This window comes from uncultured Thiocystis sp. (assembly GCF_903866365.1).
Lineage (GTDB): Bacteria > Pseudomonadota > Gammaproteobacteria > Chromatiales > Chromatiaceae > Chromatium.
On sequence record NZ_CAIPNF010000035.1, the window covers coordinates 1 to 12,442 of the forward strand.

Consider the following 12,442-nt stretch of genomic DNA (forward strand, 5'->3'; position numbering starts at 1 on the left):
GCCGATGCTAGTGTGGGGCCTCCCCATGCGAACGTAGGTTACCGCCAGGGCCCTCTCCCCAACACCCCCGTCTTTGCCAAAGGACGGGGGTGTTGCTTTGCGCACACGAAAAGCATAACCACCCAGACGCGATCCGCCGCCCCACGACGCGCAAGGACGCTCTCGCTGCCGCGCGGAACAAGCCCGCCAGCGTCCGATCACGCGAAAGGGCATGGGCCAGGATGGATGCGGTTTACGCCGCAGCCCGGATCCGCTCGCCCCAGACCTGCGCTGCCGCCATCACCTCAACCGGATCTAGTCGTGTCGGCATGCCGTCGCGGATCACCTGTCGACCCTGGATCCAAACCTGGCGCACCTGATGCCGACCCGCCGCATAGACCAACTGGGACACTGGACGGTAGAGTGGCTGGGTATGTGCGTCGCGCAGATCCAGGGCCACGATATCGGCGGATTTTCCGGACTCCAGCGAACCGATTTCGTCCTCAAGCCCTAGCGCACGCGCGCCCTGAATAGTCGCCATGCGTAACGCGGTTGCTGCCGGAATCGCCGCAGCCGAGCCGGCCACGCCTTTGCCGAGCAGGGCTGCGGTACGCATCTCCCCGAGCAGATCCTGATCGTTATTGCTGGCCGCGCCGTCCGTGCCAAGGGCGACGTTGACGCCCGCCGCCAGGAGTTTCGCGACGGGACAGAAGCCGCTCGCTAGCTTGAGATTCGATTCCGGACAGTGGACGACATGGGCGCCGACGTTAGCCAGTCGCGCGATCTCCTCGTCATCGAGCTGGGTCATGTGGACCGCGATCAGGCCCGGTCCGATGAGTCCCAACCGATCCAGGCGCGTGATCGGCCGCTCTCCATGGTCGCGCAGCGACTGGACGATTTCATCGCGGGTTTCATGGAGATGGAGATGGATCGGTACCTCCAGTTCGTCGGCGAGGGTGCGGATGCGCCGCAGTGGGGCATCGGAGACTGCATAGGGCGAATGCGGCGCGAAGGCGACACGGATCAGCGGGTGGTCGCGATAGCGGTCCTGAATCGTTAGGCCCCGGGCGATGCAGTCGTCCGCGCCGGTGGCATAGCCGATGGGAGAGTCCAGCACGATCATCCCGATGACGGCACGCATCCCGGCCTCGGCGGTCACCTGGGCGGCGACCTCGGGATGGAAATACATGTCGTTATAACAGGTGACGCCGCCACGCAGCATTTCCAGCACCGCCAGCCGGGTGCCATCCCTGACAAAGGTCGGATCGACCCAGCGGCGCTCGGTGGGCCAGATGTGCTGATGCAGCCAAGTCATCAGGGGCATGTCGTCAGCGAAACCACGTATCAGGGTCATGGCCGCGTGGGTGTGCGCGTTGATCAGTCCCGGTATCAGGAGATGCCCCTCTAGTTCCATGACTCGCTCTGCCTGGATGGAGTGCCGCGCTTCATCCGATGGTAGCAGGGCCAGGATGCGGCCGTCGGCAATCGCCAGGGCATGATCGGTCAGTTGCCGATTCTCGCAGTCTACGGGCAGCACCCATTGAGCATGGATCAACAGTTCGGCTTGCATCGCGCGATCCTTTGGTTGTGGCGTCGAATAAGAGAGAATGGCGCCTAACTTGCCACATAGAGCCATCGATGAACACCACCAAGCCCACCATCCCGACGCCCGACGATGCCGCACTCTGGTACGAGGATCGACTGTATCTGGTCGATCAGCGCGTGCTGCCTGATCGCGCGGAGTTTCTGTCCTACCAGCAGGCGCCCGAGGTCGCGGATGCGATTCGCGCGATGGTCGTCCGAGGCGCCCCCGCGATCGGGGTCACCGCGGCCTATGGCGTGGTCCTCGCCGGCCGTGCGGCCCATGCGACGGCTGGCGCCAGCTGGAAGACGGCGATCGAGGCGGATCTGGAGCGCCTCGCCGCCTCGCGACCGACCGCAGTCAATCTGTTCTGGGCGATTCGTCGCATGCGCGCGTTGATCGAACGTCTGGACACGACCGATCCGACCCCGGCGCTCTTGCGCGAGGCGCTGGCAATTCACGAAGAGGATCGGGCCGCGAACCGTCGCATAGGCGACCTGGGGGCCGAGCTCATCGAAGGTCCGACGGACATCGTCACCCACTGCAACGCGGGCGCCATTGCCACCGGTGGTTATGGCACCGCGCTGGGTGTGGTGCGCAGCGCCTTCGCGGCGGGGAAGCTCGGGCGGGTCTACGCCGACGAAACCCGACCCTGGATGCAGGGCGCGCGTCTCACGGCCTGGGAGTTGATGCATGATGGCATCCCCGTCACCCTCCAGGCGGATGGCGCCGCAGCCAGCCTGATGGCGGGCGGTTCGGTCGGTTGGGTCATCGTCGGCTCGGACCGCATCGCCGCCAATGGCGATGTGGCGAATAAGATCGGCACCTACGGGCTGGCGATTCTGGCCCGCTATCACGGGATCAAGGTGATGGTCGCCGCGCCGACCTCGACGGTGGACATGGACGTTGCCTCAGGCGCTGACATCCCGATCGAGGAACGCGATCCTGACGAGTTGCTTAGCTGCGGCGGCCGGCGTCTCGCGCCGGTAGGCTGCATGGCCCGCAATCCGGTCTTCGACGTGACCCCTGCCGCGCTGGTCGACGCCATCGTGACCGAGCGCGGGGTGGTTCTGAATCCCACGACCGAGAAGATGCGAGCGCTGATGGATGGCGCGATGGCCGCGCGCTGAGACATTCGCCTCGCCTGAAGCCGTTCGTGGTGAATCCTGGACCTACTTGAAGGGTCGAACCACGCACGGCTTCACGCTCCGAGTCCGAGGATTTTACGTTCGTTGGCAAACTCAGGGCGAACGGGAAATCGGTCGAGTCTTTTCCGAAAATCGCCTAACGCAGCGGATTTTCCTCGCGCCCTGCCCAATCCAGCGCGAACTGCCAGGCTGTCCGTCCGCTGCGCGAACCGCGCTGTAGCGCCCATTGCAGTGCGTCGCGTTCGATTAACTCCCAGGCCAAGGCCGACCAATCAATCGGGGCGTGGTGGAGTCGGCGGAGCCAGTGACGGACAACGGTCAGGTATTGCGCTTGGCTGAAGGGATGAAAGGCGACCCAGAGACCGAAGCGATCCGAGAGCGAGATCTTTTCCTCGACCGACTCGCCCTGATGCAACTCGCCATCGAGGATGCGCGCCTCGCGGTTCTCGGCGTGGAACTCGGGCAGCAGATGGCGACGGTTTGACGTGGCATAGATCAGCAGATTGTCCGGGGTCGCGGTGATCGAGCCGTCGAGCGCGGCCTTGAGCGCCTTGTAGCCAGATTCGCTGGCCTCGAACGAAAGATCGTCGCAATAGAGAATGAAGCGTTCGGGGCGATTGCCGAGCAGCTCCAGAATGTCGGGCAGTTGGATCAAATCGTCCTTGTCGACTTCGATCAGGCGCAGCCCGGCGTAACGGTGGGTATTGAAAACGGCCTTGACGAGCGACGACTTGCCGGTGCCGCGCGAGCCCCAGAGCAGGACATTGTTCGCCCGGTTGCCGGCGAGAAACTGAAGGGTATTGCGCTCGACTTCCTCCTTCTGCCACTCCAGGCACAGCAGATCTTCAAGCGCGATCCGATGCGGCGCATGCACGGCCTGCAACGAGCCGCGTTCGGCCTGCCGGCGCCAGCGAAAGGCGTGGGCCGACCAGTCCGGCGGCAGACTTTCGGTCGGGAGCAGATGTTCCAGGCGCTCAACGAGCGACATCGCGCGGGCAATCAGGTGTTTGGTTTTGGACATGGCGAATTGTGTGCCGCGGGAAGGATCAGCGCGGCGCATTCTCGCGTTCGGCCACGCCCAGATAGACCCGCGCGGCGGACGCATCCAACTGGATCTGGCGTCGGAGATCGTCGAAGGAATCGAAGCGCCGTTCGTCGCGGAGCTTGAGCCTGAATTCGACCTGGAGGTGCCGCCCGTAGATGGTTTCGTCGAAGTCGAACAGATGCACTTCCAGCCGGCAGTCCTGGCCGTTGACGGTAGGACGGGTGCCGATATTGGCGACACCGGCGCGCGGCTCAGGCCCAAGACCGTGTGCGACCACGGCATAAACGCCCCGCAGGGGGCTGAAGCGGCGGTGCAGATTCAGGTTGGCCGTGGGAAAGCCGATGGCGTGTCCGCGCTTGTCGCCATGAACCACGCGCCCCTCGATCCGATAGGGTCGCCCGAGCAGATGCCGGGCCTGCTCCAGATCGCCCCGCGACAGTGCCTCGCGGACCCGCGTGCTGCTGATGCGCGTCTCGCCATGGGTGATGGTGTGGAGATTCTCGACCGCGAAACCCGCGCCGCTTCGGGCCGCTTCCTCGCCCATTGCGTGTAGCAGCCCGTAGTCGCCCGCGCGGTTCTGGCCGAAGCGGAAATCGTCCCCGACCAGCAAATAACGCACGCCGAGTCCGTCGATCAATAATCGCTGCACGAAGGTCCGCGCATCCATGGCGGCGAGCCGGTGGCCGAATGCCAGCAGCATTACCTGATCGATCAAGTCGTTGCGAATGGCGTCCAGTTTCTCGCGCAGCCGCGTCAGACGCGCGGGTGCGGCTGCGGGGGCGAAAAACTCCAGAGGCTGCGGCTCGAAGGTGATCACGGTCGCCGGCAGTTCCAGTTCGCGCCCGCGGGCGATCAGGCGCTGAAATACGGCGCGATGTCCAAGATGGACCCCATCGAAGTTGCCGATGGTGGCGACACAGCCCCGATCGGCCGCGCGCAGGTTATGTAAGCCTCGAATCAGTCTCATGAAACTACCAAATCATTTGCCGCCTCAATGACCAACATGTGCCGGATAGGGTTTCGTCATCGACACTTGGCCCAGTCAAAGTCGGTTTAATCATGATGGACGCGGTTTAAGCAGGGCAAGTATACGCGGCAAGCGGCCAGTCACGCTGACTGGTCTACTGCTTCAGGCATTCCAGCGGCTTCCTGGGCAGCTCGGTGTTGAACATCGTCCGCGCATCTGGATTTCAGTTTCTCTTACCTGACGGGTATGCCAAGGGAAGCAGCCCTGCAGGCGAAGTGGGAGTACGTCGATTCTGAGCGGATAACGCTGTTGTTGCCTGACGCATCAAGAGCGGCAAGTCGCGAACGGTGATGCTGAGTCCAGAAGCGCTGACGCTGCTGATAAAGCAACCCAAGCAACCCAAGCAACCCGACAACCCCTCTGTTTTCCGGGTAAGGTAACGGGAAAAGCGTTGAATACTCCCATCAAGGGCTTCCATCGCATCCTGGCCGCCGCCGGCATTGAGAATCTGCGCATCCATGACTTCAGACATCGCTTTGCATCGTTGGCGGTGAATTCAGCGGCTGAATCCAACTTGCAGTTGGCAGGGACTATCTTTATGGTTGCTGAAAGCTGTAATCGGTCAGAATACCGCTCGGCAACACTTGCCTCGCCGCGTGCCGATCAGGATACTAACGTCCATGCCATTCAGCACCTCACTGACCAACCATTTTCTGATCGCGATGCCGGGTCTGCAGGATCCGAATTTCGCGCGCACGGTCACCTATGTCTGCGAGCACACCGATCAAGGCGCCATGGGCATCGTGATCAATCGCCCGCTGGAGGTCACGCTCGGCGACCTGCTCTCCCAACTCGATATCACGACCTTGAGCGCCGGGGTGCTCGAGACGCCGGTCTATCAGGGCGGCCCGGTCCAGACCGATCGCGGTTTCGTGCTCCATACCGCCGGCCCGGCCTTCGATTCCACCCTGGCCATCACGCCCGATATCAGCGTCACCACCTCCCGCGATGTCCTCGAAGCGATCGCCAGCGGCGAGGGGCCTGAGCAAATCCTGATCGCGTTGGGCTATGCCGGCTGGGGCGGCGGTCAACTGGAGCAGGAGATGGGCGCCAACGCCTGGCTCAACGGACCGGCCAGCAATGACATCATTTTCCGCATGCCATCGAGCGCGCGCTGGATAGCGGCCGCCCAATTGCTTGGCGTGGTGGATCTCAACCTGCTGAGCGGCGAAGCCGGTCACGCGTAAACCGCGTCCGGATCGCGTATGACGACCCTGTTGGGATTCGATTTCGGCACCCGTAAGATCGGCGTGGCCGTGGGCCAGATGGTGACACGCTCGGCAAGCCCCCTGATCACGCTGCGCCATCGGAACGAACAGCCGGACTGGCCACGGATCGAGACGCTGATCCGCGACTGGCGGCCCAGCGCGCTGGTCGTCGGTCTCCCCTTTAATATGGACGATACCGAAGTGGACTGGTCGCCGCGGGTTCACCGTTTCGCGCGCCAGCTTCAGGGTCGCTACGGACTTGCGGTCCATCTGATCGACGAACGCCTGACCTCCATCGAGGCCCGCCGTCAGATCCTGGAGCGACCCGGCCACGCCCCGCCCACCCGGGAAGCCGTCGACGCGCTCGCGGCGGCCCTTATCCTGGAAACCTGGCTTTGTGAGCAACCTTGACATCCGCACGCCCGCTCTCGGGCGGACCGAACTCTGGAAGAACGCCGCCGAGATCGACGCCGCCATCGCCAGGATGGTCGATGAACTGACCGGCCTGCTGGCTCGCCAGGGCATTGCCGACCCACTCATGATCGGCATCCATACCGGTGGTGTCTGGGTCGCGGAACGGCTGCATGGGGCGCTTGGCCTGCACGAGCCGCTCGGTCATCTGGACATCTCCTTCTACCGCGACGACTTCACCCGGATCGGCCTGCATCCGCAGGTCCGCCCCTCCTGTCTGCCGGTCGGGATCGACGATCGTCATCTGATCCTGGTCGACGACGTGCTGCAAAGCGGGCGCACCATCCGTGCCGCGCTCAATGTCCTGTTCGATTACGGTCGACCGGCCTCGGTGATTCTGGCGACCCTGGCCGAGCGTGCCGGGCGCGAGTTGCCGATCGCCCCGGATGTGGTCGGATTACGCGCGCGGTTGGACCGGGACGAACAGATCAAGCTCAGTGGCCCCGCACCCTTGATCCTGCTCCGGGGACAGGCGCCCCGGAAACCCGCGGGCAAGAGCGATCTCAAGGACGCGCGGTCAAACCCCGAGGAGGATCCGCGCGTCTCTCCAGGCCCCGATCCGGAAACGAACCGCCCATGAGCACACCGAATCCACAACTCGATGCGCAGGGTCATCTCAAGCACTTCCTCACCATCGATGGTCTGAGCCGGGAGCTTCTGACCGAGATCCTGGATCGCGCGGAGGGCTTTCTCGGAGTCGCCCAGCAGGCGGTCAAGAAGGTGCCGCTGTGCCGCGGCAAGGTCGTCGCCAACCTCTTTTTCGAGAACAGCACCCGCACCCGCACCACCTTCGAGCTGGCCGCCAAACGGTTGTCGGCGGATGTGCTCAATCTCAACATCTCCACCTCGGCCACCGCCAAGGGCGAGACCCTGCTCGATACCCTGCACAACCTGGAGGCAATGCATGTCGACATGTTCGTGGTGCGTCACGCCACCAGCGGCGCCGCTCACTTCATCGCCGCGCATGCCGATCCGCATGTCAGCATCATCAATGCCGGCGACGGGCGGCACTCGCACCCGACCCAGGGCATGCTGGACATGTTCACCATTCGCCGGCACAAGCCCGATTTCGCCAGTCTGCGCGTCGCCATCGTGGGCGACATCCTGCACTCGCGCGTGGCGCGCTCCCAGATCCATGCCCTGACGACCCTGGGCGTCGCGGAGATTCGCGTGATCGCCCCGCGCACCCTGCTGCCCAGCCGGGTCGAGGAAGCCTTTGGCGTGCGCGTTTTCCATGATCTGCGCGAAGGCGTGCGCGACGTGGACGTGGTCATCATGCTGCGCATCCAGCGCGAGCGCATGAATAGCGCGCTCCTGCCCAGCGAGCATGAATATTTCCACCTGTTCGGGCTGACCGAGAAGCGTCTGTCCGGTGCCCGCCCGGACGCTATCGTCATGCACCCTGGCCCCATCAATCGGGGCGTGGAGATGGATTCGCAGGTGGCCGACGGTCCCCGCTCGGTCATTCTGGAGCAGGTGACGAACGGGATCGCGGTGCGCATGGCGGTGATGTCGATGTGCATCGGCACCCAAAATCTGAACAGCCAGGGGCGAGGCGAGTTTCTCAATGGTTAATGCATCCCGCATCAGTCTGTGCAACGGGCGGCTGATCGACCCCGCCAGCGGCATCGACCGCATCGCCGACCTGCACCTCGCCGAGGGCCGGGTGCTCGCCATCGGTGACGACCCGGAAGGCTTTCGGCCCGAGCGCACGCTCGACGCGCGGGGTCTGATCGTCTGTCCCGGCTTCGTCGATCTCTGCGCCCGGCTGCGCGAGCCCGGCCACGAACAGAAGGCGACCATCGCCAGCGAAACCCGCGCCGCCGCCGCCTCCGGCATCACCACGCTCTGCTGTCCGCCCGACACCCTGCCGGTGATCGACACCCCAGCCGTCGCGCAGCTCGTGCATCAGACCGCCGAACGTCTGGGATATGCCCGTGTCCTGCCGGCCGGCGCCGTGACTCAGGGTTTGGAAGGCCGCAAGATCACCGAGATGGCGGCGCTCAAGCAGGCAGGTTGTCCGGTATTGAGCCAGGCCGACCGGCCGATTCGCAATGCGCAGGTACAGCGCCGGGCGCTGGAGTATGCCGCCACCTTCGGGCTCACGGTCTTTCTCCACCCGCGGGATCAGGATCTGGGCGAGGGCGGCTGCGTGCATGAAGGCCGCATGAGCACGCGACTTGGACTCCCCGGCATCCCGGAAGCCAGCGAGACGGTCGCGGTCGCGCGCGATCTGGCGCTTGCCGAACAGACCGGCGCGCGCATTCACTTTCGCGGCCTTTCCACGGCGCGCGGGGTGGCGATGCTGGCCGAGGCGCGCCGCCGTAGGGTAAACGCCAGCGGCGATGTCAGTCTGCATCAGCTCTTTCTAACCGAAGCGGATCTTGCCGGCTTCGACGCGAACTGTCATCTGATCCCGCCGCTGCGCACCCTCGCGGACCGGGACGCCTTGCGCGCCGCGCTCGCGAGAGGCGACCTCGCCGCTATCTGCTCCGACCACCAGCCGCATGACGCGGACGCTAAGCTCGCGCCTTTTCCGGAGACCGCGCCCGGCATCTCCAGCCTGGAGACCCTGCTGCCGCTGGCGCTGCGTCTGGTCGCCGAGGGCGTGCTGGATCTTTCCGGGGCGATCGAACGGCTGACCGCCGGCCCCGCCGCGATCCTGGGCCGCAACCTGGGGCGGCTCGCGCCCGGCGATCCCGCCGACCTCTGTGTCTTCGATCCTGGGGAGACCTGGATTCCGACCGCCGAGACCCTGGTCAGTCGCGGCCATCATTCGCCGTTTCTGGGTCAGGAAATGCGTGGGCGCGTCGTCTGGACGCTACTGGGCGGTCGCGTCGTGTTCGAGAAGCAGGGCTGATCGCGCGCGGCAAAACCCCATCCGATGCGCGATGGGCCGCCGCTCAGCGCGGCGGCGGTTTCCGCTCTTCCTCCTGCACCAGCGTGATGCCGTCGATGGTGCGATCGGTCGCGGCCCGTTGCGCGGTGCCTCCCTGCAATTTGATGATGAGTCGCACCTCGTTGGCCGAATCGGCGTAGCGGATCGCGTCCTCGTAGCTGATCTCGCCCTCCTCGTAGAGATTGAAGAGCGCCTGGTCGAAGGTGATCATTCCTTGCTCGCCGGATTTCTTCATCAACTCCTTGAGTTTGCTCACCTCGCCCTTGCGGATTAGGTCGGCGGCCAGCGGCGTGTTGAGCAGGATTTCGACCACCGCGCGCCGCCCCTGGCCGCTCTTGCGGGGCGCCAACTGCTGGGCGACGATGGCCTTGAGGTTGAGCGACAGATCCAGCAGCATCTGATCGCGCGAGTCTTCCGGAAAGAAGTTGATGATGCGGTCCAGCGCCTGATTCGCATTGTTGGCATGCAGGGTGGCCAGCACCAGATGGCCGGTCTCGGCGAAGGTGATGGCGTATTCCATGGTCGCCCGGGTGCGGATCTCGCCGATCAGGATGACATCCGGGGCCTGGCGCAGGGTATTGCGCAGCGCGACCTCGAAGGATTCGGTATCCACCCCCACCTCGCGCTGGGTGATGATGCAGCCGTCGTGCTCGTGCACGAACTCGATCGGATCCTCGACCGTGATGATGTGTCCGCTGCTCTTGCGATTGCGATAGCCGACCAGGGCCGCGAGCGAGGTCGATTTGCCGGTGCCGGTCGCGCCGACGAAAATCACCAGGCCGCGCTTGACCATGCCCAGATCGCGCAGAATCGAGGGCAGTTTGAGTTCTTCCAGGGTGGGGATCCGGGACTCGATACGTCGCAGCACCATCCCAACCGAATCGCGCTGGACGAAGGCGCTGACACGGAAGCGTCCGAGCGGCGAGCGGTCGATCGCGAACTGACACTCCTTGGTGTCGTCGAATTCGGCGCGCTGGCGTTCGTTCATGATCTCGTAGACCATGCCGCGCGCCTGATCGGCGGTGAGCGGCTGCTTGGCGGCGGGGTAGATCGCGCCATCGATCTTGATACTGGGCGGCCAGCCGGCCGTGATGAAGAGGTCGGAACCCTTTTTTTCGTCCAGTGCGCCAAGCAGTTGTTCCAGCGCGCGTTTGAGGTCCATTACATGAAATCGTCCTTATTCTGCGCCTTCGAGCGGGCGTCCTTGCGCGCGATCAGGCCCTTCTGCATCAGCTCTTTCAGATTCTGATCCAGGGTCTGCATGCCGTGCGCCTGACCGGTCTGGATCGCCGAATACATCTGCGCGACCTTGGCCTCGCGGATCAGGTTCCGGATGGCAGGCGTACCGATCATGATCTCGTGGGCCGCGATCCGGCCGCCGCCGGTCTTTTTCAGCAGGGTCTGGGCGATGACCGAGCGCAGCGACTCCGAGAGCATGGCGCGAACCATGTCCTTCTCGGCGGCAGGGAAAACGTCGATGATCCGGTCGATGGTCTTGGCTGCGGAGGTTGTATGTAGGGTGCCGAACACCAGATGCCCGGTCTCGGCAGCGGTGAGCGCGAGCCGGATGGTCTCCAGATCACGCATCTCGCCGACCAGGATGATGTCCGGATCCTGGCGCAGGGCGGAGCGCAGGGCCTCGCTGAAGCCGAGGGTGTCGCGATGGACCTCGCGCTGATTGACCAGGCACTTTTTGCTGGTGTGCACGAACTCGATCGGATCCTCGATGGTGAGGATGTGTTCGTATTTCGTGTCGTTGAGATGATCCACCATCGCCGCGAGCGTGGTCGATTTACCCGAGCCAGTCGGCCCGGTCACGAGCACCAGACCGCGCGGGACATCGACGATGTCCTTGAAACTCGCCGGGGCCTTCAGATCCTCCAGCGACAGCACCTTCGAGGGGATGGTCCGGAAGACCGCGCCGGCGCCGCGCTTCTGGTTGAAGGCATTGACCCGGAACCGCGCCACGCCGGGGATCTCGAACGAAAAGTCGGTCTCCAGGAATTCCTCGTAATCCTTACGCTGCTTGTCGTTCATGATGTCGTAGACCAACGAATGCACCGAACGATGTTCCAGGGGCGGAACATTGATCCGGCGCATGTCGCCGTCGACCCGAATCATGGGGGGGAGCCCGGCCGACAGATGCAGGTCGGAGGCATTGTTCTTGACACTGAAGGCAAGTAGTTCGGCGATATCCACGCGTCACTCCGTTGGTGGTCAGCCCGTTCGGCTTCTGCAAAATGAGCCTGAATTGAAAACGCATCCGGGCTCGGGAACCTTCGACCGGTTCACGAATTCCAGCGTTCAATGCTGATGCGTGTCAGGGTCGAGTGTTTCCGGATCGATGCCGAGCGCGCGTAAGCGTTCGGCCAGACGCTCCGCGCGCTGGCTGGCCTGGTCCGCCCGCGCCCGTTCCTGGTCCGCTCGCGTCCGCTCCTGATCGGCCCGCGCCTGTTCCTGCTCCGCTCGCGCCTGTTCCTGATCGGCCCGCGCCCACGCCTGCTCGGCGTGGCGCGCCAGCTCGACCGAGGTCATGAACGGCCGGCCATGCGGGTCGAAGAGTTCCAGCGTCTCGGGGCGCAAAGCGAAACGGATACCCAGGCGCGGACTCACCCAGCCGTTCAGATGGGAGACCGACAGCAGTCGCCCGTCCTCGCGGCGCCAGATCTCCAGGCGATTGCGGTCCGGGTCATAGAGGTAATATTCCTCGACGCCATAGAGTTCGTAATAGTCTCGCTTGTCGGCCATCTCCTTGCGGCTGTTGGAGGGTGACAGGATCTCGAAGACGACTTGGGGGGCAATTCCGTCTTCTTCCCACTGCTTGTAACAACCGCGCTTGCCCTTGGGTCTCCCGAAGGCAACCAGCACATCCGGCGCGATGGGACCGACGATCTGGCGGTCGGGGACCGGATACCACAGGAGGTCGCCGGCAATGAAGACATCCGCCCGGTCGGCGAACAGGATCTCCAGGTTTTCCTTGATCCGGACGATCCATTCGTACTGCTCCGTGTTGTCCGCCATGGGCTGTCCATCACTCTCTGGATAAGGATCGTCGGGATCGATACGGGACAAAGGGTTCATGG

13 protein-coding genes are annotated in these 12,442 nt (G+C 64.1%); 6 read left to right on the forward strand and 7 right to left on the reverse strand.

What is annotated here, in order from left to right:
- Positions 1-232 precede the first annotated feature (232 nt).
- The gene (locus tag QZY07_RS01825) at positions 233-1,549 is read right to left on the reverse strand and encodes a TRZ/ATZ family hydrolase (protein WP_295399397.1); all 1,317 of its coding nucleotides are present in this window, start codon (positions 1,547-1,549) and stop codon (positions 233-235) included.
- Positions 1,550-1,617: 68 nt separating this feature from the next.
- Between QZY07_RS01825 and mtnA the strand changes: the two genes are divergently transcribed.
- The gene (gene mtnA, locus QZY07_RS01830; protein ID WP_295399399.1) at positions 1,618-2,691 is read left to right on the forward strand and encodes an S-methyl-5-thioribose-1-phosphate isomerase; all 1,074 of its coding nucleotides are present in this window, start codon (positions 1,618-1,620) and stop codon (positions 2,689-2,691) included.
- A gap of 154 nt (positions 2,692-2,845) precedes the next feature.
- Here the strand turns inward: mtnA and QZY07_RS01835 are convergent, their stop codons facing one another.
- From QZY07_RS01835 to QZY07_RS01845, 3 genes are all read right to left on the reverse strand, one after another.
- Positions 2,846-3,730, reverse strand: a complete 885-nt coding sequence (locus QZY07_RS01835) for an ATP-binding protein (protein ID WP_295399400.1) — start codon at positions 3,728-3,730, stop codon at positions 2,846-2,848.
- 25 nt (positions 3,731-3,755) lie between these two features.
- Positions 3,756-4,721 (reverse strand): bifunctional riboflavin kinase/FAD synthetase, encoded by a 966-nt coding sequence (gene ribF / locus QZY07_RS01840; RefSeq protein ID WP_295399401.1) that lies wholly within the window; start codon positions 4,719-4,721, stop codon positions 3,756-3,758.
- A gap of 223 nt (positions 4,722-4,944) precedes the next feature.
- Positions 4,945-5,253, reverse strand: coding sequence for a hypothetical protein (locus tag QZY07_RS01845; protein ID WP_295399402.1), 309 nt, complete (start codon positions 5,251-5,253; stop codon positions 4,945-4,947).
- Between the two features lie 148 nt (positions 5,254-5,401).
- Between QZY07_RS01845 and QZY07_RS01850 the strand changes: the two genes are divergently transcribed.
- Genes QZY07_RS01850 through QZY07_RS01870 form a run of 5 tightly spaced genes read left to right on the forward strand, consistent with a single transcriptional unit; the run spans position 5,402 to position 9,320 of the window.
- Positions 5,402-5,968 carry a YqgE/AlgH family protein gene (locus QZY07_RS01850; RefSeq protein WP_295399403.1) on the forward strand — a complete coding sequence of 189 codons (567 nt, stop codon included), beginning with the start codon at positions 5,402-5,404 and terminating at the stop codon, positions 5,966-5,968.
- An 18-nt stretch (positions 5,969-5,986) separates the two neighbouring features.
- On the forward strand, positions 5,987-6,400 hold the full coding sequence (ruvX, locus tag QZY07_RS01855) for a Holliday junction resolvase RuvX (protein WP_295399404.1): 414 nt from the start codon (positions 5,987-5,989) through the stop codon (positions 6,398-6,400).
- A complete protein-coding gene (gene pyrR, locus QZY07_RS01860; RefSeq protein ID WP_295399405.1) occupies positions 6,387-7,040 on the forward strand; it encodes a bifunctional pyr operon transcriptional regulator/uracil phosphoribosyltransferase PyrR in 654 nt (217 codons plus the stop codon). The genes ruvX and pyrR overlap by 14 nt, the downstream gene beginning before the upstream one ends.
- The gene (locus tag QZY07_RS01865) at positions 7,037-8,035 is read left to right on the forward strand and encodes an aspartate carbamoyltransferase catalytic subunit (protein ID WP_295399406.1); all 999 of its coding nucleotides are present in this window, start codon (positions 7,037-7,039) and stop codon (positions 8,033-8,035) included. Before pyrR ends, QZY07_RS01865 begins: the two co-directional genes overlap by 4 nt.
- Entirely contained in the window at positions 8,028-9,320 is a 1,293-nt protein-coding gene (locus tag QZY07_RS01870; RefSeq protein WP_295399407.1) for a dihydroorotase, read from the forward strand. Before QZY07_RS01865 ends, QZY07_RS01870 begins: the two co-directional genes overlap by 8 nt.
- 43 nt (positions 9,321-9,363) lie before the next feature.
- Here QZY07_RS01870 and QZY07_RS01875 read toward each other — a convergent pair whose 3' ends face one another.
- The 3 genes from QZY07_RS01875 to QZY07_RS01885 form a co-directional block, all read right to left on the reverse strand.
- Positions 9,364-10,521: a PilT/PilU family type 4a pilus ATPase gene (locus QZY07_RS01875; protein ID WP_295399408.1), complete on the reverse strand. Its 1,158-nt coding sequence runs from the start codon at positions 10,519-10,521 to the stop codon at positions 9,364-9,366.
- Positions 10,521-11,558, reverse strand: a complete 1,038-nt coding sequence (locus QZY07_RS01880) for a type IV pilus twitching motility protein PilT (protein ID WP_295399409.1) — start codon at positions 11,556-11,558, stop codon at positions 10,521-10,523. Before QZY07_RS01880 ends, QZY07_RS01875 begins: the two co-directional genes overlap by 1 nt.
- A gap of 105 nt (positions 11,559-11,663) precedes the next feature.
- Positions 11,664-12,440, reverse strand: a complete 777-nt coding sequence (locus QZY07_RS01885) for a Uma2 family endonuclease (RefSeq protein WP_295399410.1) — start codon at positions 12,438-12,440, stop codon at positions 11,664-11,666.
- Positions 12,441-12,442 lie beyond the last annotated feature (2 nt).

What these genes read in the sequence shown, in the direction of transcription:
- ruvX (WP_295399404.1), top strand. Translation starts at nt 5,987, where the DNA reads ATGACGACCCTGTTGGGATTCGATTTCGGCACCCGTAAGATCGGCGTG.
- QZY07_RS01875 (WP_295399408.1), bottom strand. Translation starts at nt 10,521, where the DNA reads ATGGACCTCAAACGCGCGCTGGAACAACTGCTTGGCGCACTGGACGAA.
- QZY07_RS01845 (WP_295399402.1), bottom strand. Translation starts at nt 5,253, where the DNA reads ATGTCTGAAGTCATGGATGCGCAGATTCTCAATGCCGGCGGCGGCCAG.
- QZY07_RS01885 (WP_295399410.1), bottom strand. Translation starts at nt 12,440, where the DNA reads ATGAACCCTTTGTCCCGTATCGATCCCGACGATCCTTATCCAGAGAGT.
- QZY07_RS01850 (WP_295399403.1), top strand. Translation starts at nt 5,402, where the DNA reads ATGCCATTCAGCACCTCACTGACCAACCATTTTCTGATCGCGATGCCG.
- QZY07_RS01870 (WP_295399407.1), top strand. Translation starts at nt 8,028, where the DNA reads ATGGTTAATGCATCCCGCATCAGTCTGTGCAACGGGCGGCTGATCGAC.
- QZY07_RS01865 (WP_295399406.1), top strand. Translation starts at nt 7,037, where the DNA reads ATGAGCACACCGAATCCACAACTCGATGCGCAGGGTCATCTCAAGCAC.
- QZY07_RS01825 (WP_295399397.1), bottom strand. Translation starts at nt 1,549, where the DNA reads ATGCAAGCCGAACTGTTGATCCATGCTCAATGGGTGCTGCCCGTAGAC.
- mtnA (WP_295399399.1), top strand. Translation starts at nt 1,618, where the DNA reads ATGAACACCACCAAGCCCACCATCCCGACGCCCGACGATGCCGCACTC.
- QZY07_RS01835 (WP_295399400.1), bottom strand. Translation starts at nt 3,730, where the DNA reads ATGTCCAAAACCAAACACCTGATTGCCCGCGCGATGTCGCTCGTTGAG.
- ribF (WP_295399401.1), bottom strand. Translation starts at nt 4,721, where the DNA reads ATGAGACTGATTCGAGGCTTACATAACCTGCGCGCGGCCGATCGGGGC.